General features: G+C 68.1%; 15 protein-coding genes. 9 read left to right on the top strand and 6 right to left on the bottom strand.

Features of this window, described 5'->3' with window-relative positions; genetic code table 11:
- Nucleotides 1-432: 432 nt before the first annotated feature.
- Complete coding sequence (locus tag SK803_RS32535; RefSeq protein WP_319969985.1) at nt 433-1,005, bottom strand: hypothetical protein; 573 nt, start codon at nt 1,003-1,005, stop codon at nt 433-435.
- A gap of 612 nt (nt 1,006-1,617) precedes the next feature.
- On the opposite strand from SK803_RS32535, the gene lanKC reads away from it, so the two are divergent.
- The 4 genes from lanKC (at nt 1,618) to SK803_RS32555 (ending at nt 7,856) form a co-directional block, all read left to right on the top strand.
- Entirely contained in the window at nt 1,618-4,182 is a 2,565-nt protein-coding gene (gene lanKC, locus SK803_RS32540; RefSeq protein ID WP_319969986.1) for a class III lanthionine synthetase LanKC, read from the top strand.
- Between the two features lie 36 nt (nt 4,183-4,218).
- Nucleotides 4,219-4,380 (top strand): SapB/AmfS family lanthipeptide, encoded by a 162-nt coding sequence (locus tag SK803_RS32545; protein WP_086665831.1) that lies wholly within the window; start codon nt 4,219-4,221, stop codon nt 4,378-4,380.
- A gap of 143 nt (nt 4,381-4,523) precedes the next feature.
- Nucleotides 4,524-6,137, top strand: a complete 1,614-nt coding sequence (locus SK803_RS32550) for an ABC transporter ATP-binding protein (RefSeq protein WP_319969987.1) — start codon at nt 4,524-4,526, stop codon at nt 6,135-6,137.
- Nucleotides 6,138-7,856 carry an ABC transporter ATP-binding protein gene (locus SK803_RS32555; protein ID WP_319969988.1) on the top strand — a complete coding sequence of 573 codons (1,719 nt, stop codon included), beginning with the start codon at nt 6,138-6,140 and terminating at the stop codon, nt 7,854-7,856.
- Nucleotides 7,857-7,873: 17 nt separating this feature from the next.
- Here SK803_RS32555 and SK803_RS32560 read toward each other — a convergent pair whose 3' ends face one another.
- Both SK803_RS32560 and SK803_RS32565 read right to left on the bottom strand, forming a co-directional pair.
- Complete coding sequence (locus SK803_RS32560) at nt 7,874-8,377, bottom strand: DUF3145 domain-containing protein (RefSeq protein ID WP_112263647.1); 504 nt, start codon at nt 8,375-8,377, stop codon at nt 7,874-7,876.
- Nucleotides 8,378-8,577: 200 nt separating this feature from the next.
- Nucleotides 8,578-9,918, bottom strand: a complete 1,341-nt coding sequence (locus SK803_RS32565; RefSeq protein ID WP_319969989.1) for a S8 family peptidase — start codon at nt 9,916-9,918, stop codon at nt 8,578-8,580.
- Nucleotides 9,919-10,061: 143 nt separating this feature from the next.
- On the opposite strand from SK803_RS32565, the gene SK803_RS32570 reads away from it, so the two are divergent.
- Genes SK803_RS32570 through SK803_RS32580 form a run of 3 tightly spaced genes read left to right on the top strand, consistent with a single transcriptional unit; the run spans nt 10,062 to nt 13,058 of the window.
- Complete coding sequence (locus SK803_RS32570; RefSeq protein ID WP_319969990.1) at nt 10,062-11,324, top strand: hypothetical protein; 1,263 nt, start codon at nt 10,062-10,064, stop codon at nt 11,322-11,324.
- Between the two features lie 12 nt (nt 11,325-11,336).
- The gene (locus tag SK803_RS32575) at nt 11,337-11,696 is read left to right on the top strand and encodes a VOC family protein (protein WP_319969991.1); all 360 of its coding nucleotides are present in this window, start codon (nt 11,337-11,339) and stop codon (nt 11,694-11,696) included.
- Between the two features lie 21 nt (nt 11,697-11,717).
- The gene (locus SK803_RS32580; protein ID WP_319969992.1) at nt 11,718-13,058 is read left to right on the top strand and encodes a dihydrolipoyl dehydrogenase family protein; all 1,341 of its coding nucleotides are present in this window, start codon (nt 11,718-11,720) and stop codon (nt 13,056-13,058) included.
- On the opposite strand, the gene SK803_RS32585 is transcribed toward SK803_RS32580, so the two are convergent.
- The 3 genes from SK803_RS32585 to SK803_RS32595 all read right to left on the bottom strand — a co-directional run bounded on the left by SK803_RS32585 (nt 13,046) and on the right by SK803_RS32595 (nt 14,596).
- Nucleotides 13,046-13,678, bottom strand: a complete 633-nt coding sequence (locus SK803_RS32585; RefSeq protein WP_319970126.1) for a TetR/AcrR family transcriptional regulator — start codon at nt 13,676-13,678, stop codon at nt 13,046-13,048. The genes SK803_RS32580 and SK803_RS32585 overlap by 13 nt on opposite strands.
- Before the next feature lie 95 nt (nt 13,679-13,773).
- Nucleotides 13,774-13,992 carry a DUF6343 family protein gene (locus SK803_RS32590; protein WP_319969993.1) on the bottom strand — a complete coding sequence of 73 codons (219 nt, stop codon included), beginning with the start codon at nt 13,990-13,992 and terminating at the stop codon, nt 13,774-13,776.
- Between the two features lies 1 nt (nt 13,993).
- On the bottom strand, nt 13,994-14,596 hold the full coding sequence (locus tag SK803_RS32595) for a hypothetical protein (RefSeq protein ID WP_319969994.1): 603 nt from the start codon (nt 14,594-14,596) through the stop codon (nt 13,994-13,996).
- 135 nt (nt 14,597-14,731) lie between these two features.
- On the opposite strand from SK803_RS32595, the gene SK803_RS32600 reads away from it, so the two are divergent.
- On the top strand, nt 14,732-15,160 hold the full coding sequence (locus SK803_RS32600; RefSeq protein ID WP_319969995.1) for a MarR family winged helix-turn-helix transcriptional regulator: 429 nt from the start codon (nt 14,732-14,734) through the stop codon (nt 15,158-15,160).
- Between the two features lie 120 nt (nt 15,161-15,280).
- On the top strand, nt 15,281-17,542 hold the full coding sequence (locus tag SK803_RS32605) for a HelD family protein (protein WP_319969996.1): 2,262 nt from the start codon (nt 15,281-15,283) through the stop codon (nt 17,540-17,542).
- The last annotated feature ends 60 nt before the right edge of the window (nt 17,543-17,602 follow it).

Genomic DNA, 17,602 nt, shown 5'->3' on the forward strand with positions numbered 1-17,602 from the left:
GGCGAAGCCGAGGCGCTCTTCGCTTGAAACAGCGCTCCGGGCGGGTCCCCGTCACGAGTCGTGCCTCAGCACTTGCTGCACCTGAGGAGGGGTGTCAAACGGACACGCTTTTCGTCCGTTTGACACCCCTCCTCAGGTGTGGCTCGCTCTGGCGCGGCTTGTGACGGGGACCCGCCCGGACCGCACCACCTACGCAACCGGCAGCCGCCCAACGCAACTGGCGTGCCATCAACCCACGAGTGGCGTGGTACCCCCTGATCAGATTGGCAGGGGGTCTGGGGGACGGAGTCCCCCAGGGGAAGCACTCAACAGGACTCGCCGCCCGCAAGGTGACCACCCTCAAAGGTCGCGACCCTCAAAGGTGACCACCCTCAAAGCCAGCGCCCCCCAAAGCCAGCGCCCCCCAAAGCCGCGTACGCCGAAGGCGACGCCTCAACACTTCTCCATCTGAGGGTTCCGGTTCTCCGGCGCGTCATCCACCTTCAACTCCCCGCCCTCCCACACCATCACATACACAACCCGCCACCGAATACACCGCTCCGGCAACGCAACCGGCGCCTTGGCCACATCCTGAGTGGACACAAACGAGATCAACACCCGCAACCGCCGACCCACCACATCGGACTCGACCCGCTGCACCACCATCCCGCCATCCCGGGTCGAGTCGTACGCGGCGATCCAAGCCGACTCCTCGGTGACCGACACCCGCCGGGCAGACACCACCGACCGCCACCCGGCGAAGTCCCGCGAGTTGATCGAGTCGAAGTACTTCTGCAGCACCGACTGCACCGCGGTCCGATCCGGATGCGTGAACGAGTCCGGACTCAACCGAACCTCAGCGGCCCCTGGCACCGGCCCGGCAACCGACGAAGACGGCACCACCGGCGACCCCTTCGCCTCGGCAGGACGTGAGTACACCGTCCGCCCCACCATCCCGGCCGCCACCGCGGCACCGGTGATCACCACCACGGCCGGCACGAGCCAGCGGCTAGCCACACTCCCCACACCCGCAGCCTAGCCGCACGCCCCCGCACGACACGCCCGGACAGCAGAGGGCCGCTCACAAAACGATCTCCGTTACATCCAAACATAAACTTCACCCGAAAGATTACATTCGCGACGAATTTGCGGGTTGCATGTAGCAAGACAATGACTGATACACAATTCCCGAAGCGCAATCCCATACTCCGGATGAGTTCCTTCGGGTGAGCCATTACCGCCGAACGGCCGTACTAAACGCGCATTTGAAGCCACTTCGGTCTTCACCCAAAAAGAGCAACAACACGGTGCGTGCACGACGGTTGCCAACGCCTAACTATACGTCGAGATCCGCCTGGAATACCGCAGCTCATCACGCCATCCATAGGCGGAACGATACAGGTCCGTTTAGCAAAAGCCCAGGCCGAGTGCACTGACCCGCCAATCAACAAACCTCGCAGCCGGGTGAGATGGATCCAAACCTCATCACGAGGAGTGACATACGGGCCGGTAACTGCCCATCATTCGGACACGAACGGGGGACCCATATGCCTCGAATGGCGGATTGGCCATAGGCGTCGAATTGTGCGGAAATACTCGGCGTCAAGGAAATCGCAAAACTGATGAGGAGGGAATTCGGTGGACCTCAGATACGAGGCGTTCTGCTTCGCGGATCGGCGGTTCTACGATCTGCAGAGCAGCACCGAAAGCACCCTCCCCGGGGACGACTTTTCGCGTGAGCTGCCCGAACTGCCGGTCGACTGGGTGCAGATCGACCGCAACGTGTGGCGGTACCAGCACCCGCAGGGAGTGGAGCTGCCCAAGCAGGGCTGGAAGATCCACGTCTCCGCTGGTCTCGACAACGCGACCAAGGTTCTCCAGGCGACTTTCGACTACTGCGTCGAGCGGCGAATTCCGTTCAAGTACCTGCAGACGATCTCGATCGTGCTGGCCCGCAACTCGAAGTACGCACCTCGCGAGGGCAGCGGCAAGCTGATCACGATCTACCCCACGGGCACGGAGCAGCTCCAGCAGATCCTCACCGAGCTCGGCGCGCTGCTCGCCGGCCAGCACGGCGCCTACATCCTCAGCGATCTGAGGTACGGCAAGGGGCCGCTCTACGTGCGCTTCGGCGGGTTCTCCGAGCAGTGGGTCGAGATCGACGGCCAGCAGGTGCTCGCGATCGAGGGACCGGACGGCAAGCTGGTCGCGGACACCCGCAAGCCTGTCTTCAGCGTGCCCGAGTGGATCGAGCTGCCGGAGTTCCTGGCGCCGCACCTCGCCGAGCGCAACGCCGGCGACCCCGAGGCTTTCCCTTACCAGATCAAGCGTTCACTGCACTTCTCCAACGGCGGCGGCGTCTACCTGGCGACGCGCAAGAGCGACGGCAAGGAGGTCGTGCTCAAGGAGGCCCGGCCGCATGCCGGGCTCGACCGCGAGGGACGCGACGCCGTGACCCGGCTGGAGCTCGAGCACCAGATCCTCACCAGGCTGAGCGGCGTCCAGGGCGTACCGGAGGTGTACGACCGCTTCACCGAGTGGGAGCACCTCTTCGTCGCGATGGAGTTCATGCCGGGACGGTCGCTCGGGCAGTGGCTGGGCCACAACTACCCCTTGACGCACAAGGAAGCCACCGACGAGAAGCTCGCCGAGTACAAGGAGCGCGCGCTCACCCTCATCGGCAAGGTCGACGACCTGATGGCACGGGTGCACGAGCGCGGGGTCGTGTTCGGCGACCTGCACACGCTCAACATCCTGGTCGACGATGACGACGAGGTGTCGCTGATCGACTTCGAGCTGTCGTCCACGATCGAGGACGTGCACCGGCCCACTCTCGGTGCGCCGGGGTTCCAGGCGCCGGCCGACCGCGAGGGTTTCGAGATCGACGAGCACCCGCTCGCCGCGCTCAAGCTGTGGATCTTCCTGCCGCTCAACACGGTGCTGGAGCTCGCACCCGCGAAGCTTCCCCAGCACGTGCGGGTCGTCGAGGAACGCTTCGGGCTCACCGACGAGTACGGCCAGTCGATCATCGATGTGCTCACGCCGCGCGTCGATCCGCCGTCCGACCCCGCGTTCACCGAGTTCGACGAGGAGAACCCGGACTGGACGGTGGTGCGCAAGGAGATCGCCACGGCGATCCTGCACAGCGCGACCCCACAACGGACGGACCGGCTGTTCCCCGGCGACATCGAGCAGTTCGAGGTCGGCGGCACGTGCTTCGCTTACGGCGCGGCGGGTGTGCTGCACGCGCTCGACGCCAGCGGTGAAGGCCGCTATCCCGAGCACGAGGACTGGCTGATCAAGGCGGTGCGGAAGGACCCGCCCAAGCAGCCCGGCTTCTTCGTCGGCGCACACGGCATCGCGCACGTGCTGGAGAACTTCGGCCACCACGACATCGCCACCGAACTCGTCGAGAGCTACGCCGCGCTCGTTCCCTCCACACAGGACCACGGGCTCAGCGCCGGACTGTCCGGCATCGGCCTCAACCTGCTGCACTTCGCGGACACCCGCCACGACGACGGCTTCGTCGCACAGGCGGAGGAACTGGCCGAACGGCTGGCCGAGCAACTGGCCGGCGCGCCGGGACCAGGCGACAAGGCGAAGGCGGGCCTGCTGCACGGCTGGTCCGGTCCCGCGCTGTTCTTCCTGCGGATGTTCGAGCACACCGGCGAACGGCGCTGGCTCAGGCTGTCGGAGCAGGCGCTCGAACGCGACCTGGCCGAGACGATGATCGCGCTGGACGGTTCGCTGCAGGTGCGGGACGGCACCTTCCGGAGCCTGCCGTACGTCGGCATCGGCGGCGCGGGCATCGCGTTGGCGCTCACCGAGTTCGCCGCCGTCGCGCCGGACCGCCCGTGCGTCGAGAAGCTGCCCGACCTGCTCAGCGGCTGCACCGGCGAGTTCGTCATCCAACCGGCGTTCACGCTGGGCAGGGCCGGACTGATGGCCACGCTCGCGCACGCCACCCGGCACCGGCCGGACGACCAGCTCGAACGCTCGGTCCAGCGGCACCTGCGCGCACTCGGCTGGCACGCCGTGCGCCTCGGTGACGGGATCGCGTTCCCCGGCGTCCAGCTGCGACGGCTTTCCATGGACCTCAACACCGGCGGCGCGGGCGTTCTGCTCGCCATCGCGTCCACAGTGGACGGCCGCGCACCACTGCCCTTCCTGGGCTCACGAACGCCGGTCCTCAGCGACCGGTAGCAGTACAGATCGATCCCTCGAAATTAGGAGACAGTCATGGGCTTCATCCTCGACATGCAGGACCTCGAGACCCCCGAGGCGCCGAGCAACGCGATGGCGTCGGGTGGCGGCGGCGGTGGCGGCGGCTCCACGACCGCGTCCAACGCGTCCCTGCTGCTCCCCTGCTCGCACAGCACCGTCAGCCTGCTGGCCTGCTGACACACGCCTCAACTGAAGTACCGCGGTGAGTGAGCGGCATAGGCGAAGTATGCCGCTCACCCGCCAACTGCAGGGCCCGGCAGCCGGCCAGCTGTCGGGCCCTCGCTCATGATGCGCCCTGATGACCTCCGGAGGAACAGCCGATGGCCAAACCCGGTGACGCCCTGCTGTTCTCCACGGTCAGGCGTGACTTCCGCCCGTGGCTGTTGCTCCTCAACGCCGCCGTGGCGACGACCGGCGGCCTGTTGCTTCCCGCCGCGCTGGCCAACGCCGTGGACATGGCGCTGAGCGGAACGTTCGTGCTGGTCACCGTTCTGTGGCTGCTCCTGCTCGCGGCCACCGAGATCATCGGTGACGCGATCGGCATCGTGCTCGCCGCGAGCATCACCGCCCGCGCCACCGCCTGGCTGCGCGAACGACTCTCCCGCCGGCTGCTCGCACTCGGTCACCCACCCCGGTTCGCCGCCGGCGACGCGGTGAGCCGGTTGACCGGTGACTGCGGCAACGCGGGCGGTGTCGTGGTCACGCTGATGTCCCTGATCATCGCGGTGGTGTCGTCGGTCGGATCCGTCGTCGCGCTGGCGTTGCTGGACTGGCGGCTCGCGGCGGTGTTCGCGGTGAGCGTGCCGTTGGCGATGCTCCTCGTCCGCTCGCACATGCAGCTCACCGCCGACGACGTGCTGGCCTACCAGGAGGTGTCCGGCGAGATTTCGGCCCGCCTGCTCGACGCGGTGGCCGGGAGGCACACGATCGTCGCGGCGGGCATCGCCGACCGCGAGTCCGGACGCGTGTTGCAGCCTCTTCCCCGCCTCGCCTCGGCGGGCGGCGGCATGTGGCGCACCCAGGCGAAGATGATGTGGCGCGCGGGACTCCTGCTGCCGGCCGTGGAACTGGCCGTGCTCGTCGCCGCCGGTTTCGGCATTCTCGAAGGCAGGCTGACCCCCGGCGACGTGCTCGCCGCACTCGGCTACACCGCGCTCGGCATGGGCATCGTCGGGCAGATCCCGCAGCTCACCGCCCTGGAACGCACCCGTGCCTCCGCGACTCGCATCGCCGAGGTGCTCGACACCACGGCACCCGCGCGACCGAAAGTCGTTCGCGGCTCCGGAATCGAACTGCGCCACGTCAGCGTCGAGGGTGCGCTGCACGACGTGAGCCTCACGATCCCGGAAGGCGCGTTCGCCGCGGTCGTCGGCAGCTCCGGCGCGGGCAAGTCGACGCTGGCCGCGGTGCTCGGCGGACTGTCCCTTGTGGACGCCGGGGAGATCGCGAGAGACGGCCACGTCGGGTACGCCTTCGAACGTCCGGCACTGCTCGGCACGACGATCGGCCGTTCCATCGGCTATGGAACGGACGCGGACGAGATCCAGGTCCGTGACGCGGCGGTCGCCGCTCAGGTGCACGACGTGTTGATCCGTCTGCCCCAAGGCTACGAAACCCCGGTGGCCGACGTTCCGCTGTCCGGCGGTGAGGCCCAGCGGATCGGACTGGCCCGCGCGATCGTGCGGGATCCCGGCATCCTCGTGCTCGACGACGCCACCGCCAGCTTGGACACCGTGACCGAGGCCAAAGTGGACAAAGCCCTCACCACGGCGCTACCAGGCAGGACGCGGGTGGTCGTGACGCACCGCGCGGCGACGGCGGCACGGGCGGACCTCGTGGTGTGGCTGGAGAACGGCCGGGTGCGCGGTACCGGCACCCATCAGGAGCTGTGGGACGACGAGGACTACCGAGCCGTGTTCACCGGGGGCGAGTAAATGCGTTTCTACCTCTCCACACTGGCCGGGCATCGCCGCGGCGTCCTGATCCTGCTCGCCTGGTCGATGCTCGAAGGCGTTCCGGCGTTCTTCGGCGGCAAGCTCGTCGGCACCGCTGTCGACAAGGGCTTCGCCGCGGGAAACCCGCTGGCCGGCGTGCTCTGGCTGCTCGCGTTCGCCGCGCTCGCGGTGGTGGGAGCGCTCGGTCAGCGCCAGGTGTTCGCCCGGCTCGGCGACGTCATCGAACCCATGCGCGACGCTCTGGTCACGCAGGTCGTCAGGGGCGTGCTGAACAACCCGACGCATCGCCGCACACCGGACGCCAGCGCGGTCGCCATGATCACTCGGCACGTCGAGGTGGTCCGCGACGCGACCGCGGGCGTGCTCGTCCAGGCCCGTGCCCTTCTGGTCACCACGATCGCCGCGCTCATCGGCCTCGCCACCACCGCGGCCGCACTGATCTGGCTGGTCGTGCTGCCGATCGTGGCCGCGCTGGTGCTCTTCGGACTCATGCTCCCGTCGCTGGCCAAGCGCCAGCGAGACGCCGTGATGGCCGACGAACGCACCGCCGAGGCGTCCGGCGCGGTGCTCACCGGACTGCGCGACGTCGCCGCCTGCGACGCGGCGAACGAGGCCTACCGGGACATCTCCACGCAGATCAACCAGCAGGCCAGGGCCACGATCACGGTCGCGTGGGCGAACTCGTTGCGCGCCACGGTGATCGCGATCGGCGGCTTCACCCCGATCGTGCTGCTGGTGGCGTTCGCTCCCCCGCTGGTCGCGTCCGGCCAGCTCACCACCGGTGCGGTGCTGGCCGCGGTCGTCTACCTGACCAACAGCGTGAACCCCGCGTTGCACGGCCTCTCCCGCACCACCAGCACGGTCGTGATGCGGCTGATGGTCGCACTCAAACGACTTCAGGAAGCCGCACCGCAGGCACGCAAGGAGACAGGCGAGGAAGTCCCGTCCAACGGCGAGTTCGTGCTGCGTGACGTCACGTTCAGCTGGAGCCCGGACGCGGAACCGGTGGTGCGCGGCCTGTCACTCGACCTGAGGCCCGGCGACCACCTGGCCGTGGTCGGGCCGTCCGGCATCGGCAAGTCCACAATGGCCAGTCTGCTCACCGGCCTGATGCCGCCCGACTTCGGCAGCGTCCTGTTCGGCGGCGCCCCCGTCGACCTGGTGGTTCCCACCATCCGGCACCACGCGATCGCGCTGATTCCACAGGAGACGTACCTCTTCACCGGCACCGTGCGGGAAAATCTCACCCTGCTCGCACCGTGGGCGACCGACGAGGATCTCGTCGAAGCGGTGAAAAAGGTTGGTGCCAAACCACTTCTGGACCGGCTCGGCGGCCTGGACGCCGCGCTCGGTCACGCCGGCGAGGGACTTTCCGCTGGTGAGGCCCAACTCCTGGCGCTCGCACGGGTCTACGTCACGTCCGCGAGCGTGGTGATCCTCGACGAGGCGACCTCACATCTGGATCCCGCCGCCGAGGCCCGCGTCGAACGGGCTTTCGCGCAGCGGGAGGGAGTTCTCGTGGTGATCGCCCACCGGTTGAGCTCGGCGCTCAGGGCGAACCGCGTGCTGGTCATGGACGGTGGCAAGCCGCTGCTCGGCACCCACGAGAACCTGCTGAAGACGTCCAAGCTCTACGGACAGCTCATGCTGGCCTGGGACCCCACGCACCACGAGGAAACCCCGCTGCCCAAACGGTAGCGGGGTCCACTCAGGACTTATCCGACACGGTGCAACCAGGTCACCGGAGCGCCGTCTCCCGCACGGCGGAACGGTTCCAGCGCGTCGTCCCACGCGGCACCGAGCAGCTCGTCCACACCGTGCGCGAACGATTCGCCACCGCGGGCTCTCACCGCGAGAGCACGCAACTGGTCCTCGTTGACCACGATGTCACCGTTCGCCGATGTGCGGGCGTGCCAGAGCCCCAGCACAGGAGCGAAGCAGAAGCGCTCGCCGTCCTGGCCAGGTGACGGTTCCTCGGTCACCTCGAAGCGAAGCATTGGCCACGCGCGCAGCGCAGCCACTAGTTTGGCGCCGGTGCCGGCGTCTCCGGTCCATGCGCATTCAGCGCGCAACTGGCCTGGTGCGGCGGGTTGCGCTGCCCATCTGAGGTCCACTCGTTCACCGAGGGTGCCCGAGATCGCCCACTCGACGTGCGGACAGACCGCAGACGGCGACGAGTGGACGTAGACCACGCCACTGGTGCTGCCACGGGTGCTCACTGCTGACCTCCGCTACTCGACGAGGGACGTCTTCCCCTACGCCTTTGCCGAGTGAGGTGATCACCGTGAAATCCCGCTCGCTGCATTCTGCCTCGACTTGAGGCATGTCCGCCATAAGAACCAGCTCGATCATCACCCGACCGGGGCAGATACAGGTCTTAAGTCCCGATCTCCCCGGCCGAGCGATGCGTGATCGTGATCTACAGGACGTTTACCGCCGCGACCACGTCCACCAGACCCGTTCCCTTGTCGAACGACGAGGTGAAGGGCCCGACCGGCTGGTAACCGGTGCCGTACTTGTGGGCCGTCGACTTGAGCGCGCGCTCGATGTCGGCGGGCGTCGCGGAAGGCTTGGCCTGGAACAGCTGTGCGACGATGCCGGCGATGTGCGGTGCCGCCATCGACGTGCCGCTGATCGTGTTGAACGTGCCCAGGTCGAGCAGTCCCGGCCCGTTCTGCGGCTTCAGGCCGGTCGCGCAGATCGGCAGGTAGAGCCGGCAGGACGAGGTGATGTTCTCGCCGGGCGCCGAGATGTCCGGCCACGTCGCGGAGTTCGTGGCGAGACCGCGCGACGAGAAGTCCGACACCGCGCCGTCGCGGGTGCCAGTCTCCTGGTCGTTGTAGGAGGCCACCGAGATCACGCCAGGCGTCGGGTCCGTGCCGGGCGGGTTGGACAGGTTCGCCGAACCGTCGCCGCCGTCATTGCCGTTCGCCCACACCACGACGACGCCCTCGGCCACGAGCTGGCGCTGCAGCTTGACCGTCACCGACTCGGGGTCGAACGCACCGCCGCCAGATGGCCCGTAGGAGTTGTTGATCACCTTGATCGGCGGGCACGTCGAGGCGGGGACACCGGCCCCGCACGGAGCGTTGTGGTTCTCCAGCACCCAGTTCAACGCGGCGTCCGCGCCGAGGATGAGGATCGCCGCACCGGTCGAGATCACGACGCCCTTGGCGCCCGGCGCCGCGCCGTGGATCACCGGGCCGCCGGTGATCTGCACGTCGCCGCCGATCGCGATGCCGGTGACGTGCGTGCCGTGGCCACCCAACGACGTGGTGTCGGTGTCGAGGGAGTTCGGCACCGGCACGATGCAGTTGGACTCCGTCGATCCGTCGAGGCACAGGCTCTTGAGGTTGCGGACGATCCGGCCCCCGAACGACGGGTGCGTCGGGTCGACACCGGAGTCGATCACCGCGACCGACACGCCCGCGCCGGTGAGCCCGAGGCTGTTGCGGGCGTCCAGGCCACGGGTGGCGGTGTGCGAGGTGGAACCGAGGAACTTGATCGGCTTCTGGACCTCGACGTGCGTCACTCCCGCCTTGGCGCGGGCGGAGGAGATCCGCGTCGAGTCACCTCGAGCGGCGACCACGCCGATCTTGCGGAAACTGGTCAGCTTCTGCAGGCCGGCGGCGGCGACCGCCTGCTCGGCGGCGGCGATGTCGGTTCCGTGGACGTAGACCGTGGAAACCGGCGCGGCCGTCGCGACAGGGGATGAGGCGGCCACGAGCAGTACGGCGAACAGGGCGGCTCGTTTGTACATGGACCCTCCGTGAACATAGGCAGGCAATCCATCTAACGAGTGATCCACTTATCGGTGACGGGTGTCACGCAACGTCTCGACTGACTGCGGTGGCGTGACCCCGGACCGCTACCGTGTCCCCCCGTGCGGAAAGGTAGGGACTCGTGCGGCTGATCCGTCTGGGCGCTGAGCCTTCGGCCATTGGGGCGGACGTCCGTGCTGCCCTCACGGCGTGCGGCGCGGGTACCCAAGCTCTGGGTGGTGTCGCGTTGATCGGCGTGCAGCCACCGGACTGCCCCATGCCGCTCGACGCGATCGTCGTGCTGCCCAAGGGTGTCCTGGTGATCGTCGGCGTCGACCTCCCCGACCCCGCGGTGAAGCTGGAAGCGCCGCTCGGGGGTCAGTGGAAGATCGACGGCTGGCCGCTGGTCAGTCAGGACGGCGCGCCGAACCCCGCGACCGAGGCCGTGGCGGCGGCGACCGCGGTGGCGCAGCGGATCCAGGCAATGCGCGCCGAGCCGTTGCCGGTCAGCACCGTCGTGGCGGTCGGCCCGTTCGTGAGCCAGGTCGTGCAACCGACCGTCGACCTCAACCGCGGCGTGCGGGTGCTGCACCCCAAACCGTCCACTTTGCTCACCGCGGCCCGCGAGCTCGCGACGTCGACGGTGCCGTGCACGGCCGACCACGCGGTGAAGCTCCTCGCGATCCTGCAGACCACCGGCACACCGCCGGACGCGCGAGCCCTCCTCTCCGAGGGTTTCAGCGACGCGGTCTCCCCCGATCTCGCGTCCGCGCACACGATGCTGATCCCCAAGGTCCAGGCCGGGCCGCTGATGGACCGCAAACGCTTGCCGCAGAACTTGACGCAGGGCCTCTCGCAGCACAAGACGCTGGCGTTCCTCGGAGCCGTCGGCGTCATCGCGCTGGTCCTGCTGGTGTGGCTGATGGTCCTGTTGTCCGGCGGGGACGACAACGCGAACGGGTCGACGCCGGAGCCGACCGTGCCGCAGCCGACGACGGTGGTCGTGGACGGCACGGCGTTCGTGCCGAAGGAAGCCAAGAAGGACAAGGACTGCCAGGCGCAGGCGTTCGGTGACGTCAAGGCGTGGCTGATCGCGAACGAGTGCGGCGAGATGCTGCGCGCCACCTACGAGACGACGGTGCAGAACAAGCCGGCGACCGTGCTGGTGGCGGACCTCGACCTGCTCGACTCGCCGAGCGCGAAGGCGTTGCACTCGATCGTCGCCCTGCCGGGTTCCGGTGGCGTGCACGGACCGGACGGCAAACCGCTGCAGAACGCGGCGTTCGCGAGCAGCGTCAAGGGCAGCCACGTGCAGCTGGCGTTCGTGATCTGGTCCGGCGGCGCGGGCGACCAGACGCTCGACCCGATCGCCAAACAGGCGTTGCGGCTGCCCGCCACCCGGTAGAAGGTGGAGGGCATGGTCGGACAACTTCGCTCTGTCGTACTCGACTGCCCGAACCCCTCCGAGCTGGCGTCGTTCTACGAGAAACTGCTCGGCGCCGAACGCCTCGCCGGCGGTGACGACACCTGGGTGGTGATCGTCGCCGGTGGCACCCGCATCGCGTTCCAGCTGGCTCCCGAGTACCAGCCACCCACGTTCCCCGATCCGCACGGCTCGCAGCAGTTCCACCTCGACGTGCTGGTCGATGACATCGAGGAAGCCGAACCGAAGGCGCTGGAGATCGGCGCCCGGTTGCTGCAGAAGGACAACGACGACACGTTCCGGGTCTACGCGGACCCGGTCGGGCATCCCTTCTGCCTCGTGTGGCTTTCTTGATCGAGGCCTAATGTGGGCCGCATGGACTTCGACGTCATCGTCATCGGTGGTGGCCCTGTTGGTGAGAACGTGGCCTGGCGGACGGCCGCGGGTGGCCTGTCCACCGCCATGATCGAGAAGGAGCTGGTCGGCGGCGAGTGCTCGTACTGGGCGTGCATGCCGTCGAAGGCACTGCTCCGGCCCGGTCACGCGCTCGCGGCCGCCCGGCGCGTGCAGGGCGTGAACGCGGGCTCGCTCGACCCGGAGGAAGTGCTCGCGCGGCGCACCGGCTTCACCTCCAACTGGGACGACTCCGGCCAGGTGAAGTGGGCCGAGTCGGAGAACATCCACGTCATCCGCGGCGACGGCGAGGTGACCGGCGAGCGCGAGGTCACCGTTGGCGGTGAGGTCCACCGCGCGCGTCAGGCTGTCGTGGTGTGCACCGGCAGCGTGCCGAAGATGCCACCGCTGGACGGGATCGCCGACACTCCCGTGTGGACGTCCCGCGAGGCGACGTCAGCGCGTGAGGTGCCGGACTCGCTGGTCGTGCTCGGCGGCGGTGTGGTCGGTGTCGAGATGGCGCAGGCGTGGGCGCGGCTCGGGTCGAAGGTGACGCTGGTGGTGTCCGGTGACCGGCCGTTGCCGCGGCTGGAGGACTTCGTCGGGCCGCTGGTCGTCGAGGGCCTGCAGGAGGACGGCGTCGAGGTGCTGCTCAACGCGCGTGCGTCGGCTGTCGCGCCGGGTACGTTGACGTTGCAGGACGGCCGGGTCGTCAAGGGCTCGGAGATCCTCGTCGCGACCGGGCGGGTGCCGGCGACCAAGGACGGCAAGCCGCTGACCATCGACGACAGCTGCCTGGTGTCCGGTGTGGACGGACGATGGCTGTACGCGGCCGGTGACGTCACCGGACGTGCGCTGCTGACGCATCAGGGCAAGTACCAGGCGCGGGCGGCCGGCACGGCGATCCTGGAGCGGGCGCGCGGGTTCGAACCCAAGCAGTGGTCGGCCGGTCAGGCGTGGGCGGACCACGTGGCGGTGCCGCAGGTCGTGTTCACCGACCCCGAGGTGGCGTTCGTCGGGCACACCGCCGAGGAGGCGCGGGCCCAGGGCCGGGAGATCAAGGTGGTCGACCTCGACATCGCGGTCGCCGGCTCGTCGCTGCACGCGGACGGGTACAAGGGCAGGACGCGGATGGTCGTGGACGAGCGCACGCGGACGCTGGTCGGCGTCACGTTCGTCGGCCAGGACGTGGCCGAGCTGCTGCACTCGGCGACCGTCGCGATCGTCGGAGAGGTCACCGTGGACCGGTTGTGGCACGCGGTGCCCTCGTACCCGACGATCAGCGAGGTCTGGCTGCGGATGCTCGAGGCCTACGGACTCTGAGTCGGAGTTGGCTGCTGGGGTGCTTCGAGCACAGACCCCAGCATTCCCGTGAGCAGTTCGTTCGCCGTGCCGACCACGTACGCGCGGTCGTCCTCGTCGACGCGTTCGGCGAGCTTGAACAACGCGTCCGCGGTCTGCACGGCGATCCGGAAGGTCAGCATCACCGGGGCGTCGCCGTGCGCGCCGAACCTGTTGACGAACATCTCCGCCAGCCGTTCGGCCATGAGTTCGTACTGGTCGACGCTGGAGTCGAGCCGGTGGCTGTCCAGCATGTCGCTGAACCGCACCCGCCCGAAGCCCGGCAGCTCGGTCAGCATCCTCATGTAGACGCTGACGATCTGCGTCATGGCCTCACGCCACGTGTCCGCGATCAGATCGCTGGCGAACAGCTCCTCGACCTCGCTGAGATAGGTCTCCATCCCGCGAAGTGCCAGAGCGTGCACCACGGACCTTTTGTCCGGGAAGTACTGATAGAAGGAACCAATGGGCACTCCGGCCACATCGACGATGCGCGCGGTGGTGATGTCGTCGTAGTCGTATTCGTTCAGCAGGCTCGCACAAGCGTCCAGGATCGCGGAGACAGTAGCCGCGCCGCGCTGTTGTACCGGCTGCCGGCGCATCACCCTGGCTAACCTGCCTTTTGCCGCGTCTTCATGCACATGAGCATCTTTATCCATACGGGCCGATATGCCCAAGCACAGGTTCCTGACAGGTTTCAGCCGGTATCGCCACGGCGTTTGCGATGAACTACCCAACCGAAGTCGACAAGACAGACGACGGCGAGTAGTAAAAGCACGATCCCGAGCCAGGCGAGGTCAGCTCTGAGGGCCAGCCAGCCGGCGACCGAGTTGAAGACCAGGCCGAACCCGGCCAGCCACAACCGCAGGGTCAGCGCACTGCGCGGTGGCGCCGGGGGTGGCAGGTAGTCGCTCACCTCATCCGGTTTCCCTCAGCAGGGGCGCCTCAACCCGCCGCAGCGGCCTCGGAGGTTTCGTCACGTAGGGCCTAACAAGACGGGTGAGGGCCAGACCAGGCGCGATCAGCGGCACCACGGCGGTCAGCACGGCGGCCGTGATGCCGGCTCGCACCACGTCCTTCGGCATGACGGCGACGCGGTCCACGACGAACGCGCGGCGGCCCGTGAGCGAGACGGCCGCCAGGACGACGAGGAACGCGACCATGCTGAGCATCGCGCGTTGGACCGCGTGCTGGTATCCCGCCGCCTCTCCCGCGACGAGCACCGCGAACCAGCCCGCGAGCGCCGGTAGCTGACCTTGTTCGGTGGTGGCGGCCCAGCTCAGACCGCCGAGCGTGGCGAGCCAGGCGAGCACGTCCACTCGTTCTCGCGCCCATAGGGATGCCGAATCGAGGGGAATGCCGGTCCAGGCGAGCACTCCGAGCGGTGTCAGGGGTGTGTGGGCGAGCTGGCCGAGCACCCAGGCGAGTGTCCAGGCGGAGAGCAGGACCGCGACGACGAGTTGCCACCTGGGCCGGCGCACCACGCAACGGGCGAGCCGGACGATCTCCGCACGCGTCATACCCCCACCTTGCCGTTTCCAGGTGGTTTGCGGAGAAACGTCACCCCAACGCTCACCCGCACGGCCCTCGTCCGAGGGGGTTCGTCACGCAGCGCTATCCACGATCGGGGGACAGATCTTTTCTATGCTGACTACATGAGCATTGATCAGCTTCTGCATCTGCCCAGCTACCTGATGCTCCAGCTGGTCAGGGAGGCCCGCCGCCTCGCGCGCAACGCCCTGCGCGGGCCTCACGTGACGGTCCTGGCGTTCCTGGCCGAGCAGGAGGCGGTGGCGCAGAAGCGGATCAGCGATCGCGTGCGGATGGATCCCAGCGACCTCGTGTCCGTGCTCGACGATCTCGAACAGCAAGGGTTCGCCCTGCGCAAACGGGACGAACGGGACCGGCGGCGGTTCACCGTGTCGATCACCGACGCAGGTAGACAGGCCTTGCGCGAGCGTCTGGACGCGGCTCGGGCCCATGAAGAGGAGTTGCTGGCGCCGTTGACGTCGCAGGAGCGCGTTGAACTCACCACACTGCTGCGGAAGGCGTACCTGCATCACGCTGATATGCGTGTAGATTAGACAGTCTGCGCTCACACGGACGGGAGTGCGGCAGGCAGTGCTAAATGAACCACAGTATTGAACTGCAGATGCGAATCAGGATAAAACCTGACGCCGCATAGTATCGAGAAATGAGGCACGTTGTCAAGCCCCTCCGATGACCTCCGGCTCGCCGAAATGGAGCCGGAGCAGGAATACGTGGCCATGTTGTACGGCCGGCTCGACGACCTCCGCGAACAGACGTCGAAACGACTCGCACAATCGTTGCGACAAACTGGCGGCACGCACCAGATGCGGTCCGAGCGAGACACCTCCGTCGCGATGTACACAGATCAATTGGCTCAGTACAGCGCGGTGGAGAACGGGCTGGCGTTCGGCCGGCTCGATTTTCACAACGGTGACCGCTTCTACATCGGCCGAATCGGTCTCTTCGACGAGGACAAGGAATACGAGCCCCTGCTGATGGACTGGCGGGCGCCTGCCGCCAGGCCGTTCTACCTCGCGACCGCGGCCTCGCCCGACGGCGTGCGGCGGCGCAGGCACCTGCGAACGCGCTCGCGCAAGGTGACCGGCCTCGACGACGAGGTGCTCGACATCAACTCGGTCGACGTGACCCGCAGCGAGTCGCTGACCGGCGAGGCGACGCTGCTCGCCGCGCTGAACGAGTCGCGCACCGGCCAGATGAGCGACATCGTCGCGACCATCCAGGCCGAGCAGGACACGATCATCCGGTCCGAGCTCAACGGCGTCGTCGTCGTGCAGGGCGGTCCGGGCACCGGCAAGACCGCGGTGGCCCTGCACCGAGCCGCATACCTGCTGTACACACACCGTCGACAGCTGGCAAAACGCGGTGTCCTCGTGGTCGGCCCGAACACGACGTTCCTGCGGTACATCAGTCAGGTCCTGCCGTCACTGGGTGAGACCGGCGTGCTGCTGTCCACCGTGGGCGAGCTCTACCCGAACCTCACCGCGACGGGCCGCGAGTCCGCCGCGGCGGCGGCCGTGAAGGGCCGGATCGAGATGGCGGACGTCATCTCCGCGGCCGTGCGGGACCGCCAGGAGGCACCGTCGTCCGTCGAGGTCCGCTTCGACAACGACGTGCTGCGCCTGGACCGGCGGGCGATCGCCGAGGCGCGCGGCAGGGCGCGCCGGACACGCCGCCCGCACAACGAGGCCCGCCGCACGTTCGCCCGCGAGATCATCTCGACGCTGGCCGGCATGGTCGCCAACCGCCTGGGCGGGCATCTGCTCGACAAGGCCGACATGGACGACATCCGCCGCGAGATCCGCGAATCGCAGGAGGTGCAGGCCGCGATCTCGTCGCTGTGGCCGGTGCTGACGCCGTTCTCGCTGCTCTCGGAGCTGTACTCGAACCCGAAGCGCCGCAGCCGCGCGATGTCGAAGTTCACTCGCGAGGAACGCGACCTGTTGCAGCGCGTCGGCGACGACTGGACGCCGGCCGACGTGCCGTTGCTGGACGAGGCCGCCGAACTGCTCGGCGAGGACGACACGGAGGCCAAGGCCCGCGCCGAACGCCAGCGCCGCCAGGCCATCGAGTACGCCCAGGGCGTCCTCGACATCCTCGACCTGGAGGACGACGCGGACCCGGACATCCTGATGGCCACCGACCTGATGGACGCCTACCGCCTGGCCGAACGGCACGGCGTGGACCGCTACGAGACGGCCGCGGAACGTGCCGCCGCCGACCGCACCTGGACCTTCGGCCACATCATCGTGGACGAGGCCCAGGAACTGTCGGCAATGGCGTGGCGCACGCTGATGCGCCGCTGCCCCAGCAAGTCCATGACGGTCGTGGGCGACATCGCGCAGACCGGCGACATCGGCGGCGCCACGTCGTGGGGAACCGTCCTGTCCCCCTACGTGCAGAACCGCTGGCGCCTCACCGAGCTGTCGGTCAACTACCGCACCCCCGCCGAGATCATGGAGGTGGCCGCGGACGTCCTCGCTTCGGTGGACCCCGCACTGGTGCCGCCGACGTCCGTGCGGGAAACCGGTGTGCCGCCTTGGGTTTCCGCGGTGTCGTCGTTCACCGCCGAGGTGCCCGCGCTGATCTCCAGCGAGGTCACCGCGGTCGGCGACGGCAAGGTGGCGGTGATCGTGCCGGCCGCGCTGCTGCCGTCGGTGGGCCCGGCGATCGTGGAGGCGGTACCGGGCGCGTCACTGGGCAACGACCTGGAAGAGGCCCAGATCGTGGTCCTCGGCGTGACCGACGCGAAGGGCCTGGAGTTCGACTCCGTGGTCGTGGTCGACCCGGATGGAATCCTCGCCGAGTCCCCGCGCGGCGCGTCGGACCTGTACGTCGCGCTGACCCGTGCCACGCAACGACTCGGCGTCGTGCACACCGGAACGCTGCCCGACATGTTGTCCCGTCTGAAGGACTAGACACTCCATCCCCCTCCGCGAAACGATTCCGGCTCCGGCACCGACAGTTCTTGAGCCTGG

The sequence above is a fragment of the Lentzea miocenica genome (genome assembly GCF_033949945.1).
In the GTDB taxonomy this organism is placed as follows: Bacteria; Actinomycetota; Actinomycetes; order Mycobacteriales; family Pseudonocardiaceae; genus Lentzea; species Lentzea miocenica.

Bases quoted from the DNA above. Each gene is read 5' to 3' on its own strand.
- SK803_RS32545 (WP_086665831.1), top strand. From the start codon at position 4,219: ATGGGCTTCATCCTCGACATGCAGGACCTCGAGACCCCCGAGGCGCCG.
- SK803_RS32550 (WP_319969987.1), top strand. From the start codon at position 4,524: ATGGCCAAACCCGGTGACGCCCTGCTGTTCTCCACGGTCAGGCGTGAC.
- SK803_RS32555 (WP_319969988.1), top strand. From the start codon at position 6,138: ATGCGTTTCTACCTCTCCACACTGGCCGGGCATCGCCGCGGCGTCCTG.
- SK803_RS32565 (WP_319969989.1), bottom strand. From the start codon at position 9,918: ATGTACAAACGAGCCGCCCTGTTCGCCGTACTGCTCGTGGCCGCCTCA.
- SK803_RS32575 (WP_319969991.1), top strand. From the start codon at position 11,337: ATGGTCGGACAACTTCGCTCTGTCGTACTCGACTGCCCGAACCCCTCC.
- SK803_RS32580 (WP_319969992.1), top strand. From the start codon at position 11,718: ATGGACTTCGACGTCATCGTCATCGGTGGTGGCCCTGTTGGTGAGAAC.
- SK803_RS32585 (WP_319970126.1), bottom strand. From the start codon at position 13,678: ATGCGCCGGCAGCCGGTACAACAGCGCGGCGCGGCTACTGTCTCCGCG.
- SK803_RS32595 (WP_319969994.1), bottom strand. From the start codon at position 14,596: ATGACGCGTGCGGAGATCGTCCGGCTCGCCCGTTGCGTGGTGCGCCGG.
- SK803_RS32600 (WP_319969995.1), top strand. From the start codon at position 14,732: ATGAGCATTGATCAGCTTCTGCATCTGCCCAGCTACCTGATGCTCCAG.